The following is a 21,762-nucleotide window of genomic DNA, read 5'->3' on the forward strand; positions in this document are numbered from 1 at the left end:
TACGCATTACTATCCAATAACACCTAATTTTTTTCATCATTTTCAACTATTTTAATTTCATCCCTTACCCCCGACCATATATTTATGTCTGCACTAAGTATACTTTGCAATTTTTTTTGAAAATCGTTAAGTACCTCTAAAGACAATTCACTCTCTGGTTCTCCAGTAATATAGTACTCTATATTACGCTTCAACTCTCTCAAACTACTTAACGTTTTTACATCCTTTTCCCATAAATCTCTATGATTATAAAAAGCATCAATTCCATTAAACACAGTGACACCAGCTGCTAATAACAAAGCAATATCAGATAATATGTTATTATTTATACTCTTTGCTCCTAATAAAAATGTAATAAGAGCTGTTGAAAAAAGAGATGCCATTTTAAGTATAAAAGCTCTCTTTTTATTTTGATTTCTTCTTTTATCAAAATACTTTATACCTTCATTAACATTTTTAAATAAAATACTTGCCTTCATTTGCGCCTTCACAACAACTTCATTCCTCTCATTCATATATCTATTTCCAAGATAATTAAACTATTAATCTTTGTAATAAAATTAATAGTTTACCTTTTATACAGGTCAGTATCACATTATATTCAGACAAATATGTATTTAATAATATACATTTCCGAATTTAACCATTCATACAACTCTATATTTTGGATATAATGCATTCTGTTTACCAGAGAATTTGTACTCCTAATAATTCAATTTTTTCTTAACTCGTATAAAAAACATGAATGACTATCTAAAGCTACACCAAAACAAATTATATAAGGTGATTTATATATAATTGAAAAAGAGGAAACAATGATTAAAACAAGAACCCCTCATACGTAAATTTTTATATAATTTTCACTTTATCTTTCCATTTTGCATTGAATCTTTAATATATTAATATAATTTTGTAGTCTTAAAAAGGATATGGGCATCATAAATCTCAACATTAAATTTGATAAACATAAATGGTTTCCACAATAGATTCAAAATATAGTTTTAATTCATTAAATTTGAACTATACCTGCAAATAAAGTAATTTTTTAATAATCAGTAGAATGATGGTTAGATTGATTTTCCCGCATTTTAAACCTTGCAGAAGTTTATCCATGACATTTGGCACTAAACAAATATTTCTAAATTCAGCACATCAATTCAAATTTATCTATACCATATATCAGCGTATTTAAGTTTGGACTACAATGTTTATTTATAAGTTTCCATCATCATAATTGTTTTTCGGGAAAAATTTTTGAATTCATTTTGCAAAAAAATAAAAAAAGGGATTTTCACTTCCTAATTTATTCATTTAAAGTTCTATTCGCAAGCAATTCCTATTACCTTTCTCTATTTATTTAAATTTATCTGTGAATCAAAATTAAGTAAATCTTTTGGTTGTACATCTAGTGCCTTAGCAATTTTTTCAATATTATCAAGTGAAACGTTCCTATTACCTCTTTCAATGTCCGATATGTAAGTTCTATGCAGATCACACTTAAAAGCTAATTTTTCTTGTGACATATTATTTTGTAACAATCTTATTTGACGTACTTTTTGTCCAAACAACACCCTAATATTTCTCCCCATAATTCCTCCTACATAATTGACTATAGTTTAAAGAAAATGATAAAATTATGTATACTATAGGTCTACAGACTATAAGTTACATGAGGTGTATAACATTGCGTTTTTTTACTATTTTTGACATAATTATAGATAAAGCTAATCAATTAGGACATACAGAAGATGAAATGTTTGCTTTATTCAAAAAAGAAAAGATATATAAAAAGGACTTAAATGCTTTTAAGGAAAATGGTATTATTCCAACAAATAAAAAGCTTTTAAACGGAATACTTAGTTATCTTGAAATAACAAAAATGGAATTGGAATTAAAATTAGGTAGAATACCTGCTGGTTTTGAGGAAACTTTTTTAACTAATAGCAAGGAAATTGCAAAACTCCTTGAGAAAAGAAATGTTATTAAACAAGAGAAAATTATTGATACCCCGACATTTCATTCCTATTTTTCTACAGATCTTGGAAAGCTATATAATATGGATTGCTTAGAGGCATTTAAACTAATTAAAGATGATAGTATTGATACGATTTTTGCTGATCCTCCTTTTAACCTTGATAAAGAGTATGACGAGGGTATAAATGATAATAATTCTTTTAGCAGATATTTGAATTGGTATTATAAATGGATAGATGAGTGTATTAGAGTTTTAAAACCCGGAGGCTCTTTATTCGTATATAATATTCCAAAATGGAACACCTATCTTTCAGAGTATCTAAATGGAAAAATGAACTTTAGAAATTGGATAACGGTTGATATGAAGTTGGGGCTTCCTATTCAAAATAAATTGTATCCATCTAACTATAGCCTCCTATATTACATAAAAGGAGAACGACCTAAGACTTTTAACATGCAAAGGATTCCATTACAAACTTGCCCACAATGCGGGAAAGAGATTAAAGATTACGGTGGATACAAAAATAAAATGAATCCTAATGGTACGACTCTATCTGATGTTTGGTCAGATATTTATCCCGTTAGACATAAAAACTCTAAAAATAGAAAATTTAACGAACTATCCATCAAATTACTTGATCGTGTAATTAGCATGAGCACAAATCAAGGTGATGTTGTTTTAGACCCATTTGGAGGCAGCGGCACAACATTTGCTGCTTGCGAATTATTAGGGCGTAAATGGATAGGATTTGAGTTAGGAAATTGTGAAATTATAAAAGACAGGCTTGAAAATAAAGAGCAAGATCAAAAACTATTTGATAAAGTCTATGAAGAAAAAAACAAGCTCTTCCCTGATAAAGTCAAGGAATTACGCAAAAAAAATGGATTATGGATTGATGAAGATTTTAGATAAAATAATTAGGATAAACAATAATATATTATTGTTTATCCAGGTAAAGGAGCAAACTTAAAATGGACGAATTCAACAAAGCATTAGAAAACGCTATTTCAGCATGGCATAAATTAAGTGAAGAATGGGAAAAAATTGAGGCCACTCATTCTGACTTCCTTTCAGAAAAATATCCTTTTGAAAAAGATTTCAGTGAAGTAATTTTTGATTTACAAGAATGGCAAAATCACATAAACAATAAATCTTAGACTCCCTTTATGGAAGTCATCATTTTTTTCTGTTAGAAGCCTCCCTCCAAAATTTGTGTAAAGATGTGATAGTAAAAGAGTATGTAATTTGCTCTAGCAACACTAATACATAAACATATATTTGTTCCTTCTCAAAGGAATTCGGTTAAAATAATGGACATTAAACATATAATAAACTCCAATAATATTAACAAAAGAAGGATCATAAAATCCTTCTTTTGATTAAATTACTACAGGTTTTTTATAATATAAACTCTTTAAACTTGTCACTTGTTCTTGTTTTGAGAGAATCTCTTTCCCACCCACGTGATAATAGCGATTGCTCGTAACCACATCAAAATGTCTTCGCAGCCCTTCTTCTTTGATTGCAGTTAAACACATAAGCTGAATATTACATTTTTGTGCAAGTTCAATAATAGGACTCACTACATGCTCACTAGATGCCTTTCCAAACGGATTATCTGCAATAATAAATTTCCATGAATTTTCTTTCGTAAATCTCTTTTTACGAATATGCGTAATTAAGACCATAAACATGGTCATATATGACGTATATTGTTCCCCACCCGACCATTTTGCTGCAATATGCCATGGCATATAATCTATACCACTTTCCATTAAAGTCTGTTTTCGGGGTTTGAACACTTTAATTTGACACGTAGGAATTGGAGCCAGACTATCCAACATCTTTTCTGTACGCAGCTGCTGTTTCATAAATAAATCAATTTCTTCCTCATTTTTACCGCTTTGATGCATTTTTTGTACATGGTGTAACAGTGTATCCACCCACTGAAGCAGATTTTGAAGAGCGGTTTCTTCTTCTTCCCTTTTCCAATCCATTTTAATCATCTCAAAAGGCATACTGTATAACTGAATTTTTGAATGACGAGGTATTTCTTTAATATTTTCATATACTGCTACAATTCGCTGATACATTAAGTTTACTAGTTCTTGTTTATCTCTTTCAGATTGTACAAGCATATGTTCATGTTGCTGTTTCATTGCTGCAAGACTTTCAAAAACTCGTAAGAATTTACTATGAATATACTCGTAATCAAACAACTTCTCACCTTCTAGCAAACGTGTGAATTGATCTGCAAATATTTTTACTTTATGGTTATTCGTCATCTCTAAACATTCAATATAATACTGAAATGCTCGTCGTACGCGTATTCTTTGCTGTTCAAAATTTGATTTTTCCGTCTCTGTTTCCCGTTTCAGCTTGCGAAATGTTTCCATTGGATTACTATAAATACTTTTCCACTCCTCTGTTGGTAAAACCATCGTAAGTTCTGTGCACACAGGGAGATCCGCAATATCTTGAAAAGTTTCTAAGACCTGACAAACCGCTCTCCATTCTTCTTCCTTTTGTTTATATTTACATTCTAACTGTTCTTGTTCTTCATAAGAAGATGTCAACTCACGTATCGCATATTCCTGTTCCTCTTTTGCATCCTCACCGAAAACATGTGGTTCTTTTTTATATACCCGTTTCACTGCATCACATTCTGTTTTCCATTTTTCTTCTTTCCCGTACACTTCTTTTTCAATCTCAGTCATTTCTTTTTCCATAGTACGAAGGGTCTCTTCTGCCTTTTCTTCTGAGTTTTTAGCCTCTTCTACCTCTGTTGCAGTAATACTTCGCTGCTGATATTTTAACCACTCCCAGCATACTGCAAGTGCCTGAATTACTTCTTGCTCCTTAATTTCATTTCGCTGAGCGGCTGTTAGTAATTTTCGAATATGTTCATAACTACCGTTCTCCTGCTCCATACGTTTATTTAGCTGCTCAAATGTAATTCGAGCTGTTTCGTAATCACCCGTCGTAACTTCTCCTTCTACAAGCTCATATAAAAAACCATACAAGTTGCGAACGTCCTCGTGTTGTTTCCGTTGATGTTGGTGATCATCTACAAGACGTTGCATTTGCATTTGTCGCATTCTGATTTCTTCCTGCCTACTCTCAGCCATAGTCAGCTCTTTTTCTATGCTAATGAGATCGGCTTGTGCTTTTATATGTCTATCTTTCACAGACTGAATATCACAGTATCGTTTACAGAACGCTTCCACCTTTTCTAATTTGGTTCTCATCGTATATTTCTGTTTTTCCAGTTGTCTACATTTTTCTTTCATATCTACGATTTGCTGCTCACAAAGAGATATATCTGCACGAATTTCTTCAATCTGCTGCTCCGCTTTCTCTCCTTTTACTCGTAATAAATTTATCTGCTGTTTTACCCTCTCTTCAAACCTGTTGTCGTAAGTTTCAAAAAAAGATGTAATCTCTCGAAAAACTGTTTGAAGCAATGCTTCTAATTCTCTATATTGGTTTAAATTTTGGATATTTGTATGCAATTGATGTTCTTCTTCTTGTAGAATACGCTGCATTTCAGCACGAGATGCAAATAATTTCTTTTCTAGCGGTTGAAATACCATAACCCCTCGCTGCATACTCATAAGTATCGGCATATCTGTTTTGAAAGAAGTAATAAGTTTTTCTTTTACTTGGAATATAATCGGAATTTCAAAACGTTCTCCTTTTAATGTACGAAGCACACGCTCTACTTGTTTAATTTGTCCTTCTTCTACTAGTATGGAATAGGGTAATAATCTATTGTTCTCTAACACGTTCTCTTTGTCTTCTTCTTCTAACGCCTGCTGTGAAAGCCATTCACTTCCGAGTACAACGTAAATTTGGTTCTTCTCTAATTCTTCTTTAATGCGTAGTAGTGTTTTGTGCGGAATGAAATAATCATAAGTTTGCAAATCCTCAACGCGTTCTCTTTGTCGCTGTACAATAAGGGCTAGTTTTTCTTTATCTTGAATAAGCTGGTCCAACTGCTTTTGAAGGGTTAAAACACATTCCTCACGTTCTTCCCACATATGAGAGATGGATTTTCCTATTCGAAGTAACATGTTTTGTACGCGCTCTTTATGTGTTATATACTTCTCCGACTCCTTTTCCTTATTTTGTTTCTCATTACTCCACTGAGCAATCAATAACGTTTTCTCTTGCACACTTTCTTCTTGTTTCTTTTTCTGTATCTCTTCTATTTTAATCTTCGTTTCTAATTCTATGTTGTCTTCTTTAATCTGAGTAATTTCTTTTATACACTGTAGTATAAACTGTGACTTATCGGCTACAGCCACATCTCCTACTTCCTGCTGTAATACTTTATGATAATTTTTGTATTGTGCAAGTTCTGCTTGAATTTCTGCATTCTCTTTTGTAAGTACATTCCCATTTTGTCGTATTTCTTTAATGATTTGTTTTGCCTCTACCATTTCTACTTCACATACACAGAGTTTTTCTTTTACCTCTTCCTCTTTTTCTTTTCTTTCTTGAAGTTCGGCATACCATGCATTTTGAAACACGCGTTTTGCTTCTTCCAATTGTTTCATTAATTCTGCATGAGATAACTCAAACGCATCCAATTCTGTTTGATAGGTTTGTCTTTCGCGCTGAAACATTTTATATTCACCATAATGATACAGTGCTCTAGCTTCTTTATGATGTTGTTTTTCAGTTTGCAGCCGATCTGTTTGTTGTGCGACTTTTTCCTGCGTACTTTGTAATTTATTTTGAAGTGATATAATCTCTTTCATAGTTTGCTGTGGCAGATAGCTGTCTTTAATCCAAAGCCAATCATTTTGTCTTGCATTCAATTCCTGAATTTCCTGTTCTACAGACGCATTTACTTCTTGCAATTCTTCTTTGTATACATGAAATGTTTTTTTCAATCGAACCAGTCGATTTTGTGTTTCAAAAAAAGCTTTCTTCATATTTTGATAAGTTTCCACAGATGTAATTACACTGTCTGCATTATCTTGAATCATTCCAAAGTCACGAATATCTTGTTTCAGCTCCGGAATCCGCAACAGATTATCCTTAAATCCCTTGAAAGATTCAAAGATACCTTCTTTATCCTCTTTTCTTTGGAATATCGTATCTTCAATTGATGGAATGAGCAGTTTTTTTATGAGGTCTTCTACCGTTTTTGCCTTAGCGAAAAACTCAGCAACCCCTCCCTCATCCCCATTAATCTTTTGCATGTTCTTCCATTCTTCAACAAGAATTTGAAACTGCTGAAGTTCCATTTTATACTGCTCATTTGTTTCAGGAATTCGTACGCGAACTCCTTCCGCACGCTGCAATGTTCTTTTATATTCGGTATAGTTTGTTAACTTTCCATTTACCACCATCGGCAAGGTTTCAATTGTGAGCGGCGAATCATCTGAATGCGTAAAATAATAATTAAAATATTGCAAATCTTCAGATTCTGAATTTGCATTTACATAAGAGAATCCGAAGACCGCATATTTTGGTTGATCACCGTCAAGTCGCCAAGATGTTGCAATATGCCCGTTTGATCGTTTTGCAACTGTTTCTTTCATTTTTCGTCCAGTTAGTGTGACATTCGGCAAAATTGTTTGCATCATCAACTGAATAACACTTGTTTTCCCACCTCCATTTTCCAAAATAAATAACATATCTCTTCCATCTGGTGACCACGTCAAATCTGGGATCACTTTTTTTCCCTCATCCAAAATGATATTACTCATACGAACTTGTAATAATCGTGGCATGCTAGTTTCCAACCCTTCCATCCGATTTTTGTAATAGATTCATTAGTTGTTCTTTGCGAAAACTATTAAAATAGTAGGAAGTAACTATCCTTTTCAACTTTTCAGTTAACTCAATCTCTTTGTATTCTCGCACGATAAACAGATGTTCTTCTTGCATAAATCGAAATACCTTTAGTAAAAAACCAATACGATTATTTTCTGTCAATTCAATGTTTTTTGCTTTTTCATCATATACTTTAAGTCCGTCCCATGCTTTTACAATCCCGTCAATATCTAAGTCATAAAAGTCGGCAAGGTCTTCTGTATCGTCAAACTCTTTTATCGATTTCTCAAACTGTTCTATATGATAGTTAATCGTAGACTCCACATCTTCAATCGTCACATACACTCGAGTTGATAACGTTTGATCCTCACTGTTGTAAAATTTAGAAACCACCGTAAGCATAGCAAAATATGCTAAATACAACTCCCGATTATTTTTCAGTTTCATTTTTATACGAAGCTCCTCATTTGAATAGCTAAAAATCTCATTATCCATGTTTGGTACAATATATAAGCCATCTTTTGCTTCAAATATTTTCATATTAGCTTTTTTCTCGATCAAATGGTGTAAGATATCTTGAACTTGTTCTTTGTCATATAATTGGTACAAATCCCTTTCATTCTTTTCGATTTTTCCTTTTCGTAAAAACACAAGAAATAATTCAAATGCGGCCTCTGCCTCAGTTACTTCCCAATACATATGAGTTCCCCCTCTGAATAGTAAAGTTTGCAAGGATATATCCACTCTCTAAAGTCATTGATTCTCCGTTTGGATCAATTGACACGTACCCGATTTCTGCAAATTCTGGATTTTCTATGGTCAATTCATGAAATAGTCTGGCTATCGGTTCCACAAATGGAAGCAATTCTGTCGGTATAATTTCAAATTTTGTTTCTGATGTATGTAGAGTAACCAAAAAGGAATAAAGCATTAGCCCTTTTGTAATTCTTGTATATGCATTACTATCATCTTCCCGTAAAGTATCCAATATCTCTTTTATCGTGTAGGATTCTTTTGTTAAAAGTGGTTGTAAGAGTAGCTTTAACAGATACCTTTGTTCTCTTTGCAACTGCTCGGCTTCATACCGTTCCTTTCTTTCTTGCTCCATGAGAATTTCTTCATCAATCACAGGGATAAACATTTCTTGCTCTTCCTTCTCTTTTTTTCGCCTTTGTTTTTCAAACATGCGCGCAGGGTGAAAAAAACGAGGGACGCGTAGCGATATAAATGGTCGTACTACTTCACCAAGAGATTCAACTCCTACATGATTTCGTACAATTTCTCCTAGGACTTCTTTTTCAAAATTAAGCTTCACGGAGAATGCGTTTAAAATTAAGTATTCTACGGATTCGCTCATAACCTTTTCCAGCCTTTGCTTTTCAATAAATAACGATTCATGTAGGGAAATTACATCTGTTAAACGGTAATCGATTTGCAAGATAGTATCTATTCCTTTTTCTTCTTTTTTTGTCAACTCTCCCTTGTAGTATCGATGCAGTGCATCCTCTACGAGATGTTTCAATTCTAAAAACGTAGTTCTTTCACGAACAGTTTGTTCGTTTACACGCTTCATTTGCAGTTCCAACTCTTTTTTCTTCGATACTTCAATTGCATCTTTAATAATTTTTCCTTGCAGTTCGATCATTTTTTGCTTTTCATTTCGAATCTGTAAGGATAACTCACGTACTGTCCGAAGCGCCCCATCAAACAAACCTTTCTCCATTTGTTGTTTGAAGTATAATTGTGAAATAGAGATTTGTAATTCATTAAACATTTCTTTTGTTTTAAATAACACTTCAATCCCAACAGTAGTTAGCTTTAGCTGCACACGTTTTTCTCGCAATTCACGAATATCATACGTATCGTATTCAATATAATGGAATTGAAAATTCTGTTCCTTTCGATTTACAAAATCATAATAGGAAAAAGTATGGGGTGCACCATTATTACGTAAAAAACCGTCCACAAGGACGCTCCTTAGCTCGTCCGCTTCCTGAAACGTAATTCCTTCCTTATAAGATTCTTCTAATATTTTTTGGAGAAAATAGGTGAGTTCTTCATTTGTTGTAGGTTTATTTTCGCTTAGCATATTTTCTAATATATAGAGCAAAACTGCCATCCCAAGCGGTATTAAAGGATATTCTTTGAATCTATTTTTGGATTGCAATTGTAAGAGAGGATGAAACACGCTAAGATTTTTCATCCTTTCATCGAAACCATGAAACAATTCATTCCAATTTTCCATCCTATACACTCCCTAACCGACGATAATCTACTTTAGTTAGTCCTTCTTGTGGCAAATAATGTCGTTTCGCAAATATCTCTTTCATTCTTACTGCCTCTTCTGCACGAAAATAAGAATAAAAAGCAGTTAATTCCTCTTCACTTACAAGTTGCTCCGTACGTTGCTGTATAGTATGATTTTCATGTTTTTTTAATAAGTCAAGATAGAATGGAACAAATGGTTCACAGGTGTAAGGTGTATTTTTACTCATCGAATACCAAATACGGATGCCAGACGGATCCATATCCCCGTAATAATAAATATGACAATCCTGATCATTTTCTAAAATCTCCTGCATGAAAGAAATGCTATGGATGATTTTCTTACCTTCCGCGTATACTAAGAAGTCAAATGAAATACCTGACCAAATGTTCATACCGCTTTGAAATAAACGCTTCAAACTAAAAAAAGTATCTTTATTTTCGATGATGAGTACCTGTGGTCTTTTTTTCTGCTGCTTCTTACTTTTAATATAAAAAAATGGTTCGTGTGTCTCGTAACAAACTAGATCTTTATATGTAATACCTAAATGTTTTAATAATGTTTTTCCTTGGGGCCTTTTTAATAATTTTTCATCATGAAATAATTCAAATGAGCGCTCATTTACCGAAATTATTTCTACTTCTTGTTTTCCATTTTCATATAGAAAATCACTTATTGCATAAATGAAAGGTTCATCGATTTGATATTGGTTGTAGTTTGTCATGTAGTAGGAAAAAGATAATGTGGGGTGAAACATTGTTAATAGTCTTTGTACCTGTATTTCGTTAGTATTTTCTTGCGGCATAAATTGATATCCATTATATAATGGTGGAAACAAACTATTTTCTCCCCAAGATTTAACTGGTTTTATAAGACCTTCTTCTACCAACTTCAACATAGTACGTGCAAATTCATTATAGTAACCTCGCTCTTCATAAAAATCTTTATATTCCTTGTATAGATACTTTTCAATGGCCTCGGTTTTTACCCGTTTTGGTTTTGCTGTTCGTAAAAATGTAAGTATGTACTCTTTCAAAATAATCACCTTTCTATCATTTATATTAATAAATAAAAATAAAATCATTTAGAACTTAATGAAAGACTTTTTATTACTAATAGCCCAGTAAATTTTCTTATTTTTCACTCTAACAAATTACTCTAAACTTGTATTTAAACTACTATATAGGGATTAATTATTCGATAAAAAGAAAATTTCTTTTTAAAACCTGTATTCTCCCAAAAACTTAATGCAAAATTATTATCAAAACCAACATAGACATAGATCAAAAAACACTTTCTTTTTCAACCAATCACCCAAGTTTCCCATTATATACATCTATTTTTATACAAGTTATCAATTTTAATCCTATATTGTAAGTTTATTCTAATATATTGCACTGAATTATTTGTTGCAAGATAAAAATAATTGATAAAATATAATTTGAATATTAAAACTTACTGCTTATAGTTAACTTCATTCTATTAATCAATAAAACTATTTCTTTTTAAGGTTACCCAAGCGAGTTACACATATTATGTAGAGGCTTAAACATGTGATGGCAGATGAAATCAGTTTCTAATTTATCCAAAAAAATTCTTTACTCTTATTTACTTGGTGACAGCAAAACTCATATTGATTACTGATTTATGTCTTTCTTACCTTTTCCACAATAAAAGCTCATGCAAATACATAAGTTTCTTAGGTATATTAGTCTACTTCAATAATTTCATTAAATTATTCCAGAATTACTTTACACAAACTTTGCGGACTTTCACACCTCAATAAATTGAAAACTTACTAAATCACCTTGCTCGATAAGAATCTTCAATTCATCTAACAAACGTAGAATAGATTTTATATTTATGTAAACTTTAAAAATCATTTGCATCTATTACATTCAATACATGAACCAAGTAATATCTCCCAATAGTTGGTTTTCATAAAAAGATAAAAACTCAATATTATCTCCTATTAAAGATGTTTAGCGGTTTAACTAGTCGTTAATGCGCCCCCCAGAATTCCAAGTAAATATTTTATTGATACAAGATATAAATCGTCAGTTTTAACTATATAGTTGAGAAGGAATGCTTATAAAAAGAAGGAGGATCATGATGAAATATCAAACAATATTTCGCTCATTAAAAAAATCGCTTTTTATCTTTATCCTTTCTTTCAGTTTGTTAATTTTCACACTCCCTACCTCTACCTTTGCACAATCCAATAACAATGTAATTTCTGTTACAAATTACTATGTATCTCCAACAGGAAACGACCTCAATCCCGGTACATTAGATCAACCTTTCGCTACCATTCAAAAAGCTGCTAACGTCGCTAAAGAAGGAAGTACAATCTACATAAGAGGCGGAGTTTATAACCAAAAAGTTCGTGTCACTCATTCTGGTGCCTCAGGAGCACCCATTACATTTCAAAATTACCAAGATGAAAAAGTCATTCTAGATGGTTCTAAAGTCAAGTTAGAAGATGATGGGTTATTTACAATAGAAGATAAAAACTATATTCAAGTAAACGGATTAGAATTTCGCAATTTAAAATCAACGAAAGTTAGCGAAACCCCTATTGGTATTTATATCACTGGAACAGGAAGTTATATTGATATTAGAAATAATTATATTCACCACATTGAAGCAAATGTAAAGAATGGAAATGCACATGGCATTGCTGTATATGGTACTTCATCTAGTGCACAAAATAATCTAAATCATATTGTGATTGATAATAACGAAGTAGCAAATTTGAAATTAGGATTGAGTGAAGCAATTGCTGTGAATGGAAATGTTGATTCTTTTGAAGTTACCAATAACAAAGTACATGATAACAACAATATTGGAATTGTTCTGATTGGACATGAGGGCGTATCTCCAGTAGCTGCTTTAGATCAAGCACGAAATGGAGTTGTTCGTAATAACATTGTCCATCACAATTCATCCATCAATAATACTAGTTATAATGAATATTCAGCTGATGGTATTTACGTGGATGGTGGGAAGGAAATTATCATTGAGCAAAATCAAAGCTATGAAAACGACCTTGGTATTGAAGTAGCCAGCGAACATGCAGGAAAAAGCGCAAGCCAAATTACTGTTAGAGACAATACAATATCCAATAATATCATGAGTGGCATTGCAATTGGTGGATATGATAGTCAGCAAGGATATGCTGAAAATAACACGATTACGAACAATGTGATTTATAAAAATGATACAAAAGATCAAGAGAGTGGCCAAATCGAATTAAATTACGATACCCGAAACAATGTAATTACCAATAACCAAATCTATGCAAGTAATAGCCGTATTTTTATCAGCAATAATTTTAATAAAAACACTGGAAACAAACTGGATTACAATCAATACTATGGTGAATTCGATCAAAGTAATGGCTTGTGGCAATGGAAACGAAAAACGTATAAAGGATTTTCTTCTTATCAAGCAGGTATGAACCAAGAAGGAAATGAACAACATAGTGTATTTAGTAAATTATCCTCTTCGTTCAAACAAATTTTAAAATAAAACAAATCAACTAAACCAGCTTTATCTTAGCTCATTCCCCTTCCCTCTCCTATAAAAGTGAAAGAAAAATGATAAGTCGTAAAGACTCTGTATTGATGATTCTATAAGTAAAGAGGTAATCTATAAAATTTAGTAAGCCGCGATTAATTTCTCTTAATATGAAGGGTTCACGCCCCTTGAAGAAGAAGTCTTGTTGGCTAAAATGAAAAAAAGGCTCAAGGAAGTATCAAGATAGCAATAACCCCTGAAATTAAAATTAAATCTGAACAGGTTGAATAATCCACTACAAAAAAGCTAACGAAGCAAAAATAAACAACATATAGATTTGAATTATATTTCTCAACAACCAAAATTACTTAATGTGGCAAAATAATACTCGGGTTGGCACCCAATACCATATTACGATGGTTCCAGTCCCAGTAAGGCACCTTTGGGTGTCTTTTCTTTTGTTTGAAACACATTCTGGCAAAATTCCTGTATCTTTGTTGATTTACGACTCACATAAACCAACAAACTTCGTATATATAATTTGTTACCCTAAATGGGTTGACAATACGAACAGTTATAGGAGGATTTTGTGAATGGTAAAAACAGCATGTGTAAGTATGATTACTGGCATTCTTTTAATATGTTCAACAGGATGTGCCACTCAAACTGATTCCATTACAACTAAAACTCAATCAGTAGATGATGGCACATATACAACAAAAGAGCTCACAGACACATTTCCTGTAGGAACACCCATAACTACTTACATTCGAAAAGAAGAAAAACTGAGCGTAAAACATCTCACCAGTATTACACTTACAGATGGTGGCGTCGGTAGAGTTTTGGAAGCAACGGATGGTTTTGTTGTTGTATGTGGGAATGAAAAAGGAGTTTTTGATGTATTAATATTTAAAACCATGGAAGATGTAAAGAAATATGAACAGAGTTTAGCACGATAATTAATATCCTTCTTATGCCTTTTACACAGAAATTGTCCTCTATCTCTTGCTATGGCTTTTCCTATGTACAGTATAATTGCATCATGAGTAATCACACGTTATAATAGTCACCTAATTACATATGAAGAGGTGCAGAAAATGAATAAAACAGAATTAACAAAAGTAGTAGCAGAAAAAGCTGAACTTACACAAAAAGATGCTGCTGCAGCAACACAAGCGTTATTAGATACAATAACAAATGCGTTAGCAAATGGAGAGAAAGTACAGATTCTTGGTTTTGGTACATTTGAAGTACGTGAAAGATCTGCACGTACAGGACGTAACCCACAAACAGGTGAAGAAATGCAAATCGCGGCTTCAAAAGCACCTGCTTTTAAGGCTGGAAAAGAATTAAAAGAGGCAGTGAAATAATTATACATATTGAAAAGGGTTTGATATTCATATCAAGACCCTTTCAATATCCTTTTTGTTCATAAATCAAAAAAGTATCATCCGACATATATTAGATGATACCTCCTTTCCCACCTACTCACTGGGCTGTGACCCTTCACGCTCCTTGAGGAAGGAGTCTTCTTGGCAAAAATGATAAAAAGAAACATATACCTGCAGAAAATAAGAGGTTATGTTTCTTTTTTGATATAGTGTGTAAGATATACAAAATTAGAGTATATCTAATACAAATATTCATTGATTTGTACTACCTTTTCCTCATTTGGCATTAGAAATTGAAATGGAAGAGAATAGATTTGGAATGCTATTCTCAAAAGCTAATGTAAAGGAAGGGATTAGTTCATGTATTCTTTCTTGCAGTGATCTCTTATTTACTTCTCCAAGTTCGTTCAAAAGTTCATTCCCTTCCGAAGTCTCATCCTCAGTGATTAACATGCTTAACATATCTGAGTTAATGATTTCATGAGGCGAATAAACTAGCCCATTCATCATTATATATTTTTGGAGCATGATAGAATTACCATCCCTTGCTTGCTTTAAAGCTTGTTTAAGATATAAATCAAAATATTTCTGTGTAAATTTCACACCTTTTAGTGGAACAGCTCCTACATGTTCAACACCTTTCCAACGTAAATCCGCAATTGAACTCAGCCACCATGCCGGCTCAATAGCTTGTTGCATACGTTGCAGCACCTTACGTTCGAATCCAGGTTTATGAGTAGAATGTTCTTTTAAACAAGTATCTAACATTTCAGCTTCAATGGCGGCTACGGTCATCCCCTGTCCATAAATGGGATCAAAGTTACAAAAAGCATCACCTAACACTAATAATCCAGATGGCCAATTTTCCATTTGTTCAAAATGTTGACGAGTTGACTCCTGCGCTCTAAATCCTCTTGGGACACTAATTGGATCTAACTCTTTGATTAACTCCCTCATCATAGGGGTAACTAATGAATCCAGTTCTTTTTCATATTCTTTTGAATTGGTTGGCGGATAGTGCGTACCTCCAGCAACAAATAGTAGCGCTTGAGCTATGTTATCTTCAATATATAATAGCCCTACAGCTCCAACGTTTTTAGCAGGATCTCCTTCAGAAATTGCACTCAATTTCTCTTTGATATGTGGAGGTACTTTATAATATCTCGTGCTATATCCAAAATTCACCTTTAAACGTTCTGGTTCTGGAACATCATATCCCATAGATGTAAGCCATTTATTGAGTTTAGATTGACGACCACATGTGTCAATTACCAAATCAGTTAACACAGTTCGCTTTGTTTTTAATTCATCTCGTTCTTGAATATTGATCCCAATAACGCGCTTGTGATCAGACGAAGTTAGAAGACCTGTCACCGCTTGCTTTGAATGAAAATGTACATTAGGAATTTCTTGTACACGTTGGCGGATTGTCCATTCTAACAACGCTCGACTGCTCGCTGCACCTTTTCGTTCTATAACTAGTTCAAGTGCCCCATAAGGAGAAAATCGAATCATTTTATCATTCTTGACATTATGGGCCCCTAGATTTAATAAATCATCAACATATCCAGGAAAGAAACGGTTCATAATTATTTCTCCGCGTGGTAATACACGATGAGGATGAAAGTCTTGGGGTGTACCTGGACGTTCAGATGGTTTTTGAGGTAACTCATCTTTTTCAACAACTATCACTGTCTCAAAATAACTGGAAAGCACGCGTGCAGTAAGCAAACCTGCAATACCAGCTCCAATCACGAGTGCCTTTTCTCTTTTTTGCTGTTGATATAGTAATTGATTATCCATCAATAATCTCTCCTCTTCCTAAAAAGTATATTTGTTCAGCATGAATCTATTAAAACTTTTCCAGAAATCAGAATAAACAAATGATGATTCTTCATTATTTCAGTAAGGAGCCCGATGAAATAATAGTTAATATAGTGAAACAGATACATATCAAAGCACTAAAATTCCCCCTGTTATTATAAGCTATTACAAGTGAGAAATAATTAACGTGACCAGTACAATTGTAGTATCTGATAGCACTGTTCTTAAATAGTTTGTTTTTCCAGTAATAAATGTGTCAGTACACCCAGCACATTTTATAGTTATACTTTGAAGTTCAATTCTCTCTTAAATATATATGTTTACATTTTTTTAGATATACGATTTTAAATCCTTCTGAAAACTCAATAGACAAATGCCGCCATATCATTACATTACAGAATTCATCATAAAATAGTAAGCTTTCAAAAAACTTACTTTAACTAACAGGTGCTTCAATTAAATAACTTTTTTATCTCTGCAAAGGTATTACAATTTTAAATACGTTTTTCAACCCTTTGGCTTAGGTAATACAATTCATTTAAATAATAAGATTATACTGTATGCTAGGATACCTAAAGCAATCTTGGTAATTCCTTTCAATATACCCATATTAGATCTGTATCCAACATTCATATTATTAAAATTAAGTTGGTCCAAGTCAGAAAAAGTACACTTAAATGAGTATCCTTTTTCAACAAAATTCAGGTTCATATAACTTGTATAACTGCCCACCGCTTATAATTGCTTTTTTAATACTGCTTTTTCCCCCTTTAATATTTTTTATAATTTGCACCTTAAATGTATCACTTTTGTTATCCTTTTAAATATTTTGGGTTTTTAGAAATATTTATTTGATTTTTAGTAATATTAGAATTCTATTTTATCAAATAGAAAATAGAGGATTTGATAAAAGTATGTAATAATGCATAATAAGCCAATCAGATATTATGATATACTTTCAAAGAGCTGATACAAAATTTCTTTAAATTGGAAAACTAAAGTTTTATCTACCTAATTGTGGGGACGCCTTATGGCGTCTTTTTTTATTAATAGAAAACCCTTAAGCATTCATATGCTTAAGGGTTTATCGATTGAAAGTTAGTGCCGTTTGGAATTCCTTAAATTAAGAACAAAGCGGGATTACTCTTAAACCAATTAATAAAGCTGCAGCAAACGCTGGAATTGGCGCAGGAATCTCGATACCTTCTACAACTAAAAAGTATTGACCATTTACTAATTTAAAACAAACTAATTGCATGGCTAATCCTCCCTTCTGTTAGGATTAATACATTATATTAAATAATCTTATTATTAATATAATTAAATTTTTTGTTTTTTAGAAAATGGGTAATCAATATTCCGGGGAAGCACATTAAATGATCTCTCCCTTATTTTCAAAAGGACCTGCTCAATTCATACGTAAAAACATAAGGTAAAGTGAACCCATTAAAACACATGGAATGACCCCTAGTCTTTTTCTCTTATCTAAAGGAGGAACTATTATTATGGGATATGGTGGTAGTTGCGGCGAAGGCTGCGGTTTTGCTGGAGGCTTTGCTTTACTCGTTGTACTCTTTATACTTTTAATCATTATTGGATGCAGTTGCTTCTGCTAAAAAACTATTAGAAAAGCACCTTAGGGTGTCTTTTCTTTATGCGTAAGAACCTCGCCATCTTATGGAAATGACGAGGTTCTTACCTATATTATTTAATATCTTGTTCCAGATTTTTATCAAGATTAGAATTACTATCATTATGGTAGCGTTGGTAGTTCTCTTCATGTAGCCTTTGTTGTTCTTGTTCAACTTTATTATCATGATCAATCACCTTAATAACAAAAAATAATATTACGATTACAAACACAACAAATGGGATGAGAGCAGTTTTAGAAAGCTCCTTTAAATCCTCTTTTGCTTGTCGCTTTTCTTCTCCTGTTGAAAAGAGATAAGCAAATAAAGCTATTATAAATGCGAAAAAACCTAAGAGTATTTCTACAACTGCAAAAATAGCATCTAACATTACTTATGTATCCCCCTAATATAACATATATGTATTACTAATTAGCCAATAATTACCTTAAACATTATATCAGCAAGAGTACACAGAAGTATAATAAATTATTTGTATAGTTTATTTTATTAATTAATATACTTTACTATAAAATAATTCAAGTCGCCCGAAGACCCCTTAAGTTTTTTTCTTTTTTGTGAAAAGATAAGATCCTAGCTCCGATCTTACCTTTTTTTATTTGTTAATTTGCAATAGGGCTACCGCCATACACCCATTCTCATGATTAGTTCGTTTTACTTTTAATACTCTCAGTTGCTTTTTTAAATAGTTTCATTGCCTGTTCTGCTTTATTATTTGCCTGTTCCAACTTACTATCATTTTGTTCTTCTAATGCTTCTGAAAGTAATCGCAGAGCATCCCAGTAATTATCCATTGCCTGTTTTATCTTTTCTTGTTCAACTTCTAACTCTTTAGGTGCCTCAAGGTATTTCATGTCTCTTACGTGTGTTTTTGCCATATCCAAACTCAGTTGGATTTCACTTTTCTTTGACTCATAATCCTTTACATCTGAATGTCCTATATCTTGTATCAGTCTGATAACTTCATCCATCTTATTTGTATTTCCTATGATGGCTGCTTTGTATTTATCAACTTCTGAACCACTAACTTTTTCATTTAAATCATCCTCACGATGACCCTCTTTCGCATGTTTCTGGTTCTCTTCCTTTACCTCTTGCTCTATATCAGGGTATTTCTCGTTTATCCCCTTAAATACTGTCTCCCATTTAGAAACACCATCATCTATCCCAAACATACCGGTTTGTATGATTTCTTTTGCTTTATCCTTATTATATTCACTATCATACTTACGGTCATCATACTGTCTAACTGCATCTTCTACTTTTATTAGGTGTTTTCTAATCTCTTCTACCCCTTCTTGTATTAAGAATTGGTAGTCTTCATACTTTGTAGGTGGCTTGATTTTTTCAAAACGGTTTATATCCAAACTAATGTGACTAATTAAAGAATCTATCTCACCTATGTAGACACTCTTTTCTGTAAATAATTCATCAGTTTTCTTTTCTAGTTTTTTCAAATGATACTGGAATTCTAAGTGCAGTTCAGTCAAACGATAAGGGTAATCATTTTCAGATACCTTTACCTTCTTTTCACCTTCCGTGTCTAATACATTTGATTTACTTTCTTTACTACTTGATTCCTCTTCCTTACTTCCCTTTTCATACTCAATTCTAGACAATGCGTTTCTTAGTTGGTTTTCAATGTGCTCATCACTATAGTGCAATTTCTTTAGGTCAGATACCATTTTATCTGCATCATAATACTTATCTACTTTTCTATACTCTGACTGTGTAAGTCCATATGTATTTAATGTACAACCTACTAGCATGAAACTAACACTTAACCCTGCTATTGCGATACCCTTAAATGATTTATTAATACTCATTTTAAACTTATCCCCTTTTTCTTTTAGTAATTCTTTTCTTCAACAATAGACAGGCCTTCATGAGTTTTTACATTGTCTGCTGCGTCAGTTTAGCTTTCCTAACTTATTGTTTCAGTCTTAACTTGAATTTCTTCCTTATAATTACAAAAAGGATATACCTAAACATATAACTGCTAGTAAGATATATCCTTATATTATTTTATAATGATAATAATTAATGAGTCAAAGTGATTTTGCGAAAATTATACAAAACAGGCATAATTTATTAGTTACTTGTCAAGTTATGCTTGGTACCACAATAAGATACTAGAGAATTTCTCATTGTAGTACCCTCTACTATCTTTACAGGAGTAGCAACATGTCTTCATCAACCTAAGAAAGCAAATAACCAAACATAATTTTGTGCTAACTTGTGACAAAAAACCTCATTTTTTCGTTTCGGGGAAATTCTGAATTCTTAAATTGATGTGCATGGGTTACCGCCACATCGCTATCAACCTAACAAAACAAAATACACCCTAAAATAAATTAGAACTATTTGTTCAAGAGATTCAAAGTTACTCGTACTTATCTCCCAATTAATTGTGCATTCTAACCTTTTCATCTACTAAGTTTTCTTACTAAGAAATGGAATCTAAAAAAGAAATAGAAATGAGCCTTTTTTATTATTTTGTTCATTTTTTTCGTTTTAGGAGAGATTTTGTTTTTTAGCTTGATAACAATGTGGAGATATCCTAGGTTTAAAAATCCCTTTAGTTACTACATACTAGCAACAACCTTTTGAAATTCAGGTTACTCCGATGTATAATTATCAAAAAATCTAAGGAGTTATATATATGGCTAATATAAAAATAATAGCTGAGGTTCTGAGTATAGGGTTACAAATTGGTTTATTTTCAAAAACTGAAATAATTGATTGGGCTGATCAGACAATTGAAGCATTAGATAGCCCTTCTATTGAAATTATAGAAGTTTCTCTATCTAGTAATGATAAGTTGGTTGACATCGTACCGAAATTAAAAAACGTAAAAGGAACGTATGATAAAAAATTACCAGTAAAAATAATACTGGGGCTGTTATGGGATAAATTTATCCTAAATGAAGAAAATGTATTGAAAATAAAACCATTTATATCTAATTTGATACATAATAATTGCTGTGAGGGATTCAGTTATGTAGATGAACAGCTATATAATTTTAATGAGGAAATTAATTTAGCCGCAGATAATATATATGGGAATCTAGAGGATATTAGTCAAGAATTAAAAAGCTTTCTATTTCCTTATAAAGACTTTAGTAATTACTTCAGTTTTTGGGAAACTTGAAAAATATTAAATTGATGGTAATAGATTATTCGGAAATGTATTCCTATAAAATAGTAGTTTTATTATTACAGCTATCCTACAAAGTGGTTTATCTGTTCATGAAAAAGAAGAATTCATTACATATAATACCGAAATTTATTTTCCTGCTTTAAACCTCACTCCTATAGAATAGCTAGTACAAATAGTTGAACTCTTAAAAA

General features: G+C 32.3%; 17 protein-coding genes. 7 read left to right on the forward strand and 10 right to left on the reverse strand.

Annotated features, from left to right (window positions below; translation table 11 throughout):
* Window positions 1-23 precede the first annotated feature (23 nt).
* Together ABH959_RS25635 and ABH959_RS25640 are read right to left on the reverse strand one after the other, a co-directional pair.
* On the reverse strand, window positions 24-479 hold the full coding sequence (locus ABH959_RS25635) for an SLATT domain-containing protein (RefSeq protein ID WP_254905534.1): 456 nt from the start codon (window positions 477-479) through the stop codon (window positions 24-26).
* Window positions 480-1,349: 870 nt separating this feature from the next.
* A complete protein-coding gene (locus ABH959_RS25640) occupies window positions 1,350-1,589 on the reverse strand; it encodes a helix-turn-helix domain-containing protein (RefSeq protein WP_086406771.1) in 240 nt (79 codons plus the stop codon).
* A gap of 95 nt (window positions 1,590-1,684) precedes the next feature.
* On the opposite strand from ABH959_RS25640, the gene ABH959_RS25645 reads away from it, so the two are divergent.
* The gene (locus tag ABH959_RS25645; protein WP_086406772.1) at window positions 1,685-2,887 is read left to right on the forward strand and encodes a DNA-methyltransferase; all 1,203 of its coding nucleotides are present in this window, start codon (window positions 1,685-1,687) and stop codon (window positions 2,885-2,887) included.
* 59 nt (window positions 2,888-2,946) lie between these two features.
* Window positions 2,947-3,132, forward strand: coding sequence for a hypothetical protein (locus ABH959_RS25650; protein ID WP_086406773.1), 186 nt, complete (start codon window positions 2,947-2,949; stop codon window positions 3,130-3,132).
* 222 nt (window positions 3,133-3,354) lie between these two features.
* Here the strand turns inward: ABH959_RS25650 and ABH959_RS25655 are convergent, their stop codons facing one another.
* From ABH959_RS25655 to ABH959_RS25670, 4 genes are read right to left on the reverse strand one after another with little or no spacing between them, the layout of a single operon-like run.
* The gene (locus ABH959_RS25655) at window positions 3,355-7,719 is read right to left on the reverse strand and encodes a coiled-coil domain-containing protein (RefSeq protein ID WP_404493354.1); all 4,365 of its coding nucleotides are present in this window, start codon (window positions 7,717-7,719) and stop codon (window positions 3,355-3,357) included.
* Between the two features lies 1 nt (window position 7,720).
* The gene (locus ABH959_RS25660; protein WP_404493355.1) at window positions 7,721-8,461 is read right to left on the reverse strand and encodes a DUF6063 family protein; all 741 of its coding nucleotides are present in this window, start codon (window positions 8,459-8,461) and stop codon (window positions 7,721-7,723) included.
* Window positions 8,442-10,007, reverse strand: coding sequence for a hypothetical protein (locus ABH959_RS25665; protein WP_404493356.1), 1,566 nt, complete (start codon window positions 10,005-10,007; stop codon window positions 8,442-8,444). Before ABH959_RS25665 ends, ABH959_RS25660 begins: the two co-directional genes overlap by 20 nt.
* Before the next feature lies 1 nt (window position 10,008).
* Complete coding sequence (locus ABH959_RS25670) at window positions 10,009-11,064, reverse strand: Wadjet anti-phage system protein JetD domain-containing protein (RefSeq protein ID WP_404493357.1); 1,056 nt, start codon at window positions 11,062-11,064, stop codon at window positions 10,009-10,011.
* Between the two features lie 1,076 nt (window positions 11,065-12,140).
* Between ABH959_RS25670 and ABH959_RS25675 the strand changes: the two genes are divergently transcribed.
* From ABH959_RS25675 to ABH959_RS25685, 3 genes are all read left to right on the forward strand, one after another.
* A complete protein-coding gene (locus ABH959_RS25675) occupies window positions 12,141-13,559 on the forward strand; it encodes a right-handed parallel beta-helix repeat-containing protein (protein WP_404493358.1) in 1,419 nt (472 codons plus the stop codon).
* Window positions 13,560-14,140: 581 nt separating this feature from the next.
* On the forward strand, window positions 14,141-14,506 hold the full coding sequence (locus tag ABH959_RS25680) for a hypothetical protein (protein ID WP_404468006.1): 366 nt from the start codon (window positions 14,141-14,143) through the stop codon (window positions 14,504-14,506).
* 138 nt (window positions 14,507-14,644) lie between these two features.
* Complete coding sequence (locus ABH959_RS25685; RefSeq protein ID WP_001043941.1) at window positions 14,645-14,917, forward strand: HU family DNA-binding protein; 273 nt, start codon at window positions 14,645-14,647, stop codon at window positions 14,915-14,917.
* Between the two features lie 297 nt (window positions 14,918-15,214).
* Here the strand turns inward: ABH959_RS25685 and ABH959_RS25690 are convergent, their stop codons facing one another.
* Together ABH959_RS25690 and ABH959_RS25695 are read right to left on the reverse strand one after the other, a co-directional pair.
* Window positions 15,215-16,741 (reverse strand): FAD-dependent oxidoreductase, encoded by a 1,527-nt coding sequence (locus ABH959_RS25690; protein ID WP_002016781.1) that lies wholly within the window; start codon window positions 16,739-16,741, stop codon window positions 15,215-15,217.
* A 1,144-nt stretch (window positions 16,742-17,885) separates the two neighbouring features.
* Window positions 17,886-18,020, reverse strand: a complete 135-nt coding sequence (locus tag ABH959_RS25695) for a hypothetical protein (RefSeq protein ID WP_258550636.1) — start codon at window positions 18,018-18,020, stop codon at window positions 17,886-17,888.
* 247 nt (window positions 18,021-18,267) lie between these two features.
* Between ABH959_RS25695 and ABH959_RS25700 the strand changes: the two genes are divergently transcribed.
* Window positions 18,268-18,378, forward strand: a complete 111-nt coding sequence (locus tag ABH959_RS25700) for a YjcZ family sporulation protein (protein WP_000540371.1) — start codon at window positions 18,268-18,270, stop codon at window positions 18,376-18,378.
* A gap of 88 nt (window positions 18,379-18,466) precedes the next feature.
* On the opposite strand, the gene ABH959_RS25705 is transcribed toward ABH959_RS25700, so the two are convergent.
* Window positions 18,467-18,781 carry a fucose 4-O-acetylase gene (locus tag ABH959_RS25705; protein WP_113937343.1) on the reverse strand — a complete coding sequence of 105 codons (315 nt, stop codon included), beginning with the start codon at window positions 18,779-18,781 and terminating at the stop codon, window positions 18,467-18,469.
* A 274-nt stretch (window positions 18,782-19,055) separates the two neighbouring features.
* Window positions 19,056-20,237, reverse strand: coding sequence for a DUF7018 domain-containing (lipo)protein (locus tag ABH959_RS25710; protein WP_404446472.1), 1,182 nt, complete (start codon window positions 20,235-20,237; stop codon window positions 19,056-19,058).
* Between the two features lie 836 nt (window positions 20,238-21,073).
* On the opposite strand from ABH959_RS25710, the gene ABH959_RS25715 reads away from it, so the two are divergent.
* Complete coding sequence (locus tag ABH959_RS25715) at window positions 21,074-21,562, forward strand: hypothetical protein (protein WP_113937345.1); 489 nt, start codon at window positions 21,074-21,076, stop codon at window positions 21,560-21,562.
* Window positions 21,563-21,762 lie beyond the last annotated feature (200 nt).

The sequence above is a fragment of the Bacillus sp. RC51 genome, assembly GCF_044908115.1.
Lineage (GTDB): Bacteria > Bacillota > Bacilli > Bacillales > Bacillaceae_G > Bacillus_A > Bacillus_A mycoides.

Coding starts and splice junctions, on each gene's coding strand:
- ABH959_RS25635 (WP_254905534.1), bottom strand. CDS start 479: ATGAAGGCAAGTATTTTATTTAAAAATGTTAATGAAGGTATAAAGTAT.
- ABH959_RS25640 (WP_086406771.1), bottom strand. CDS start 1,589: ATGGGGAGAAATATTAGGGTGTTGTTTGGACAAAAAGTACGTCAAATA.
- ABH959_RS25650 (WP_086406773.1), top strand. CDS start 2,947: ATGGACGAATTCAACAAAGCATTAGAAAACGCTATTTCAGCATGGCAT.
- ABH959_RS25655 (WP_404493354.1), bottom strand. CDS start 7,719: ATGCCACGATTATTACAAGTTCGTATGAGTAATATCATTTTGGATGAG.
- ABH959_RS25660 (WP_404493355.1), bottom strand. CDS start 8,461: ATGTATTGGGAAGTAACTGAGGCAGAGGCCGCATTTGAATTATTTCTT.
- ABH959_RS25665 (WP_404493356.1), bottom strand. CDS start 10,007: ATGGAAAATTGGAATGAATTGTTTCATGGTTTCGATGAAAGGATGAAA.
- ABH959_RS25675 (WP_404493358.1), top strand. CDS start 12,141: ATGAAATATCAAACAATATTTCGCTCATTAAAAAAATCGCTTTTTATC.
- ABH959_RS25680 (WP_404468006.1), top strand. CDS start 14,141: ATGGTAAAAACAGCATGTGTAAGTATGATTACTGGCATTCTTTTAATA.
- ABH959_RS25685 (WP_001043941.1), top strand. CDS start 14,645: ATGAATAAAACAGAATTAACAAAAGTAGTAGCAGAAAAAGCTGAACTT.
- ABH959_RS25690 (WP_002016781.1), bottom strand. CDS start 16,741: ATGGATAATCAATTACTATATCAACAGCAAAAAAGAGAAAAGGCACTC.
- ABH959_RS25695 (WP_258550636.1), bottom strand. CDS start 18,020: ATGCAATTAGTTTGTTTTAAATTAGTAAATGGTCAATACTTTTTAGTT.
- ABH959_RS25700 (WP_000540371.1), top strand. CDS start 18,268: ATGGGATATGGTGGTAGTTGCGGCGAAGGCTGCGGTTTTGCTGGAGGC.
- ABH959_RS25705 (WP_113937343.1), bottom strand. CDS start 18,781: ATGTTAGATGCTATTTTTGCAGTTGTAGAAATACTCTTAGGTTTTTTC.
- ABH959_RS25710 (WP_404446472.1), bottom strand. CDS start 20,237: ATGAGTATTAATAAATCATTTAAGGGTATCGCAATAGCAGGGTTAAGT.
- ABH959_RS25715 (WP_113937345.1), top strand. CDS start 21,074: ATGGCTAATATAAAAATAATAGCTGAGGTTCTGAGTATAGGGTTACAA.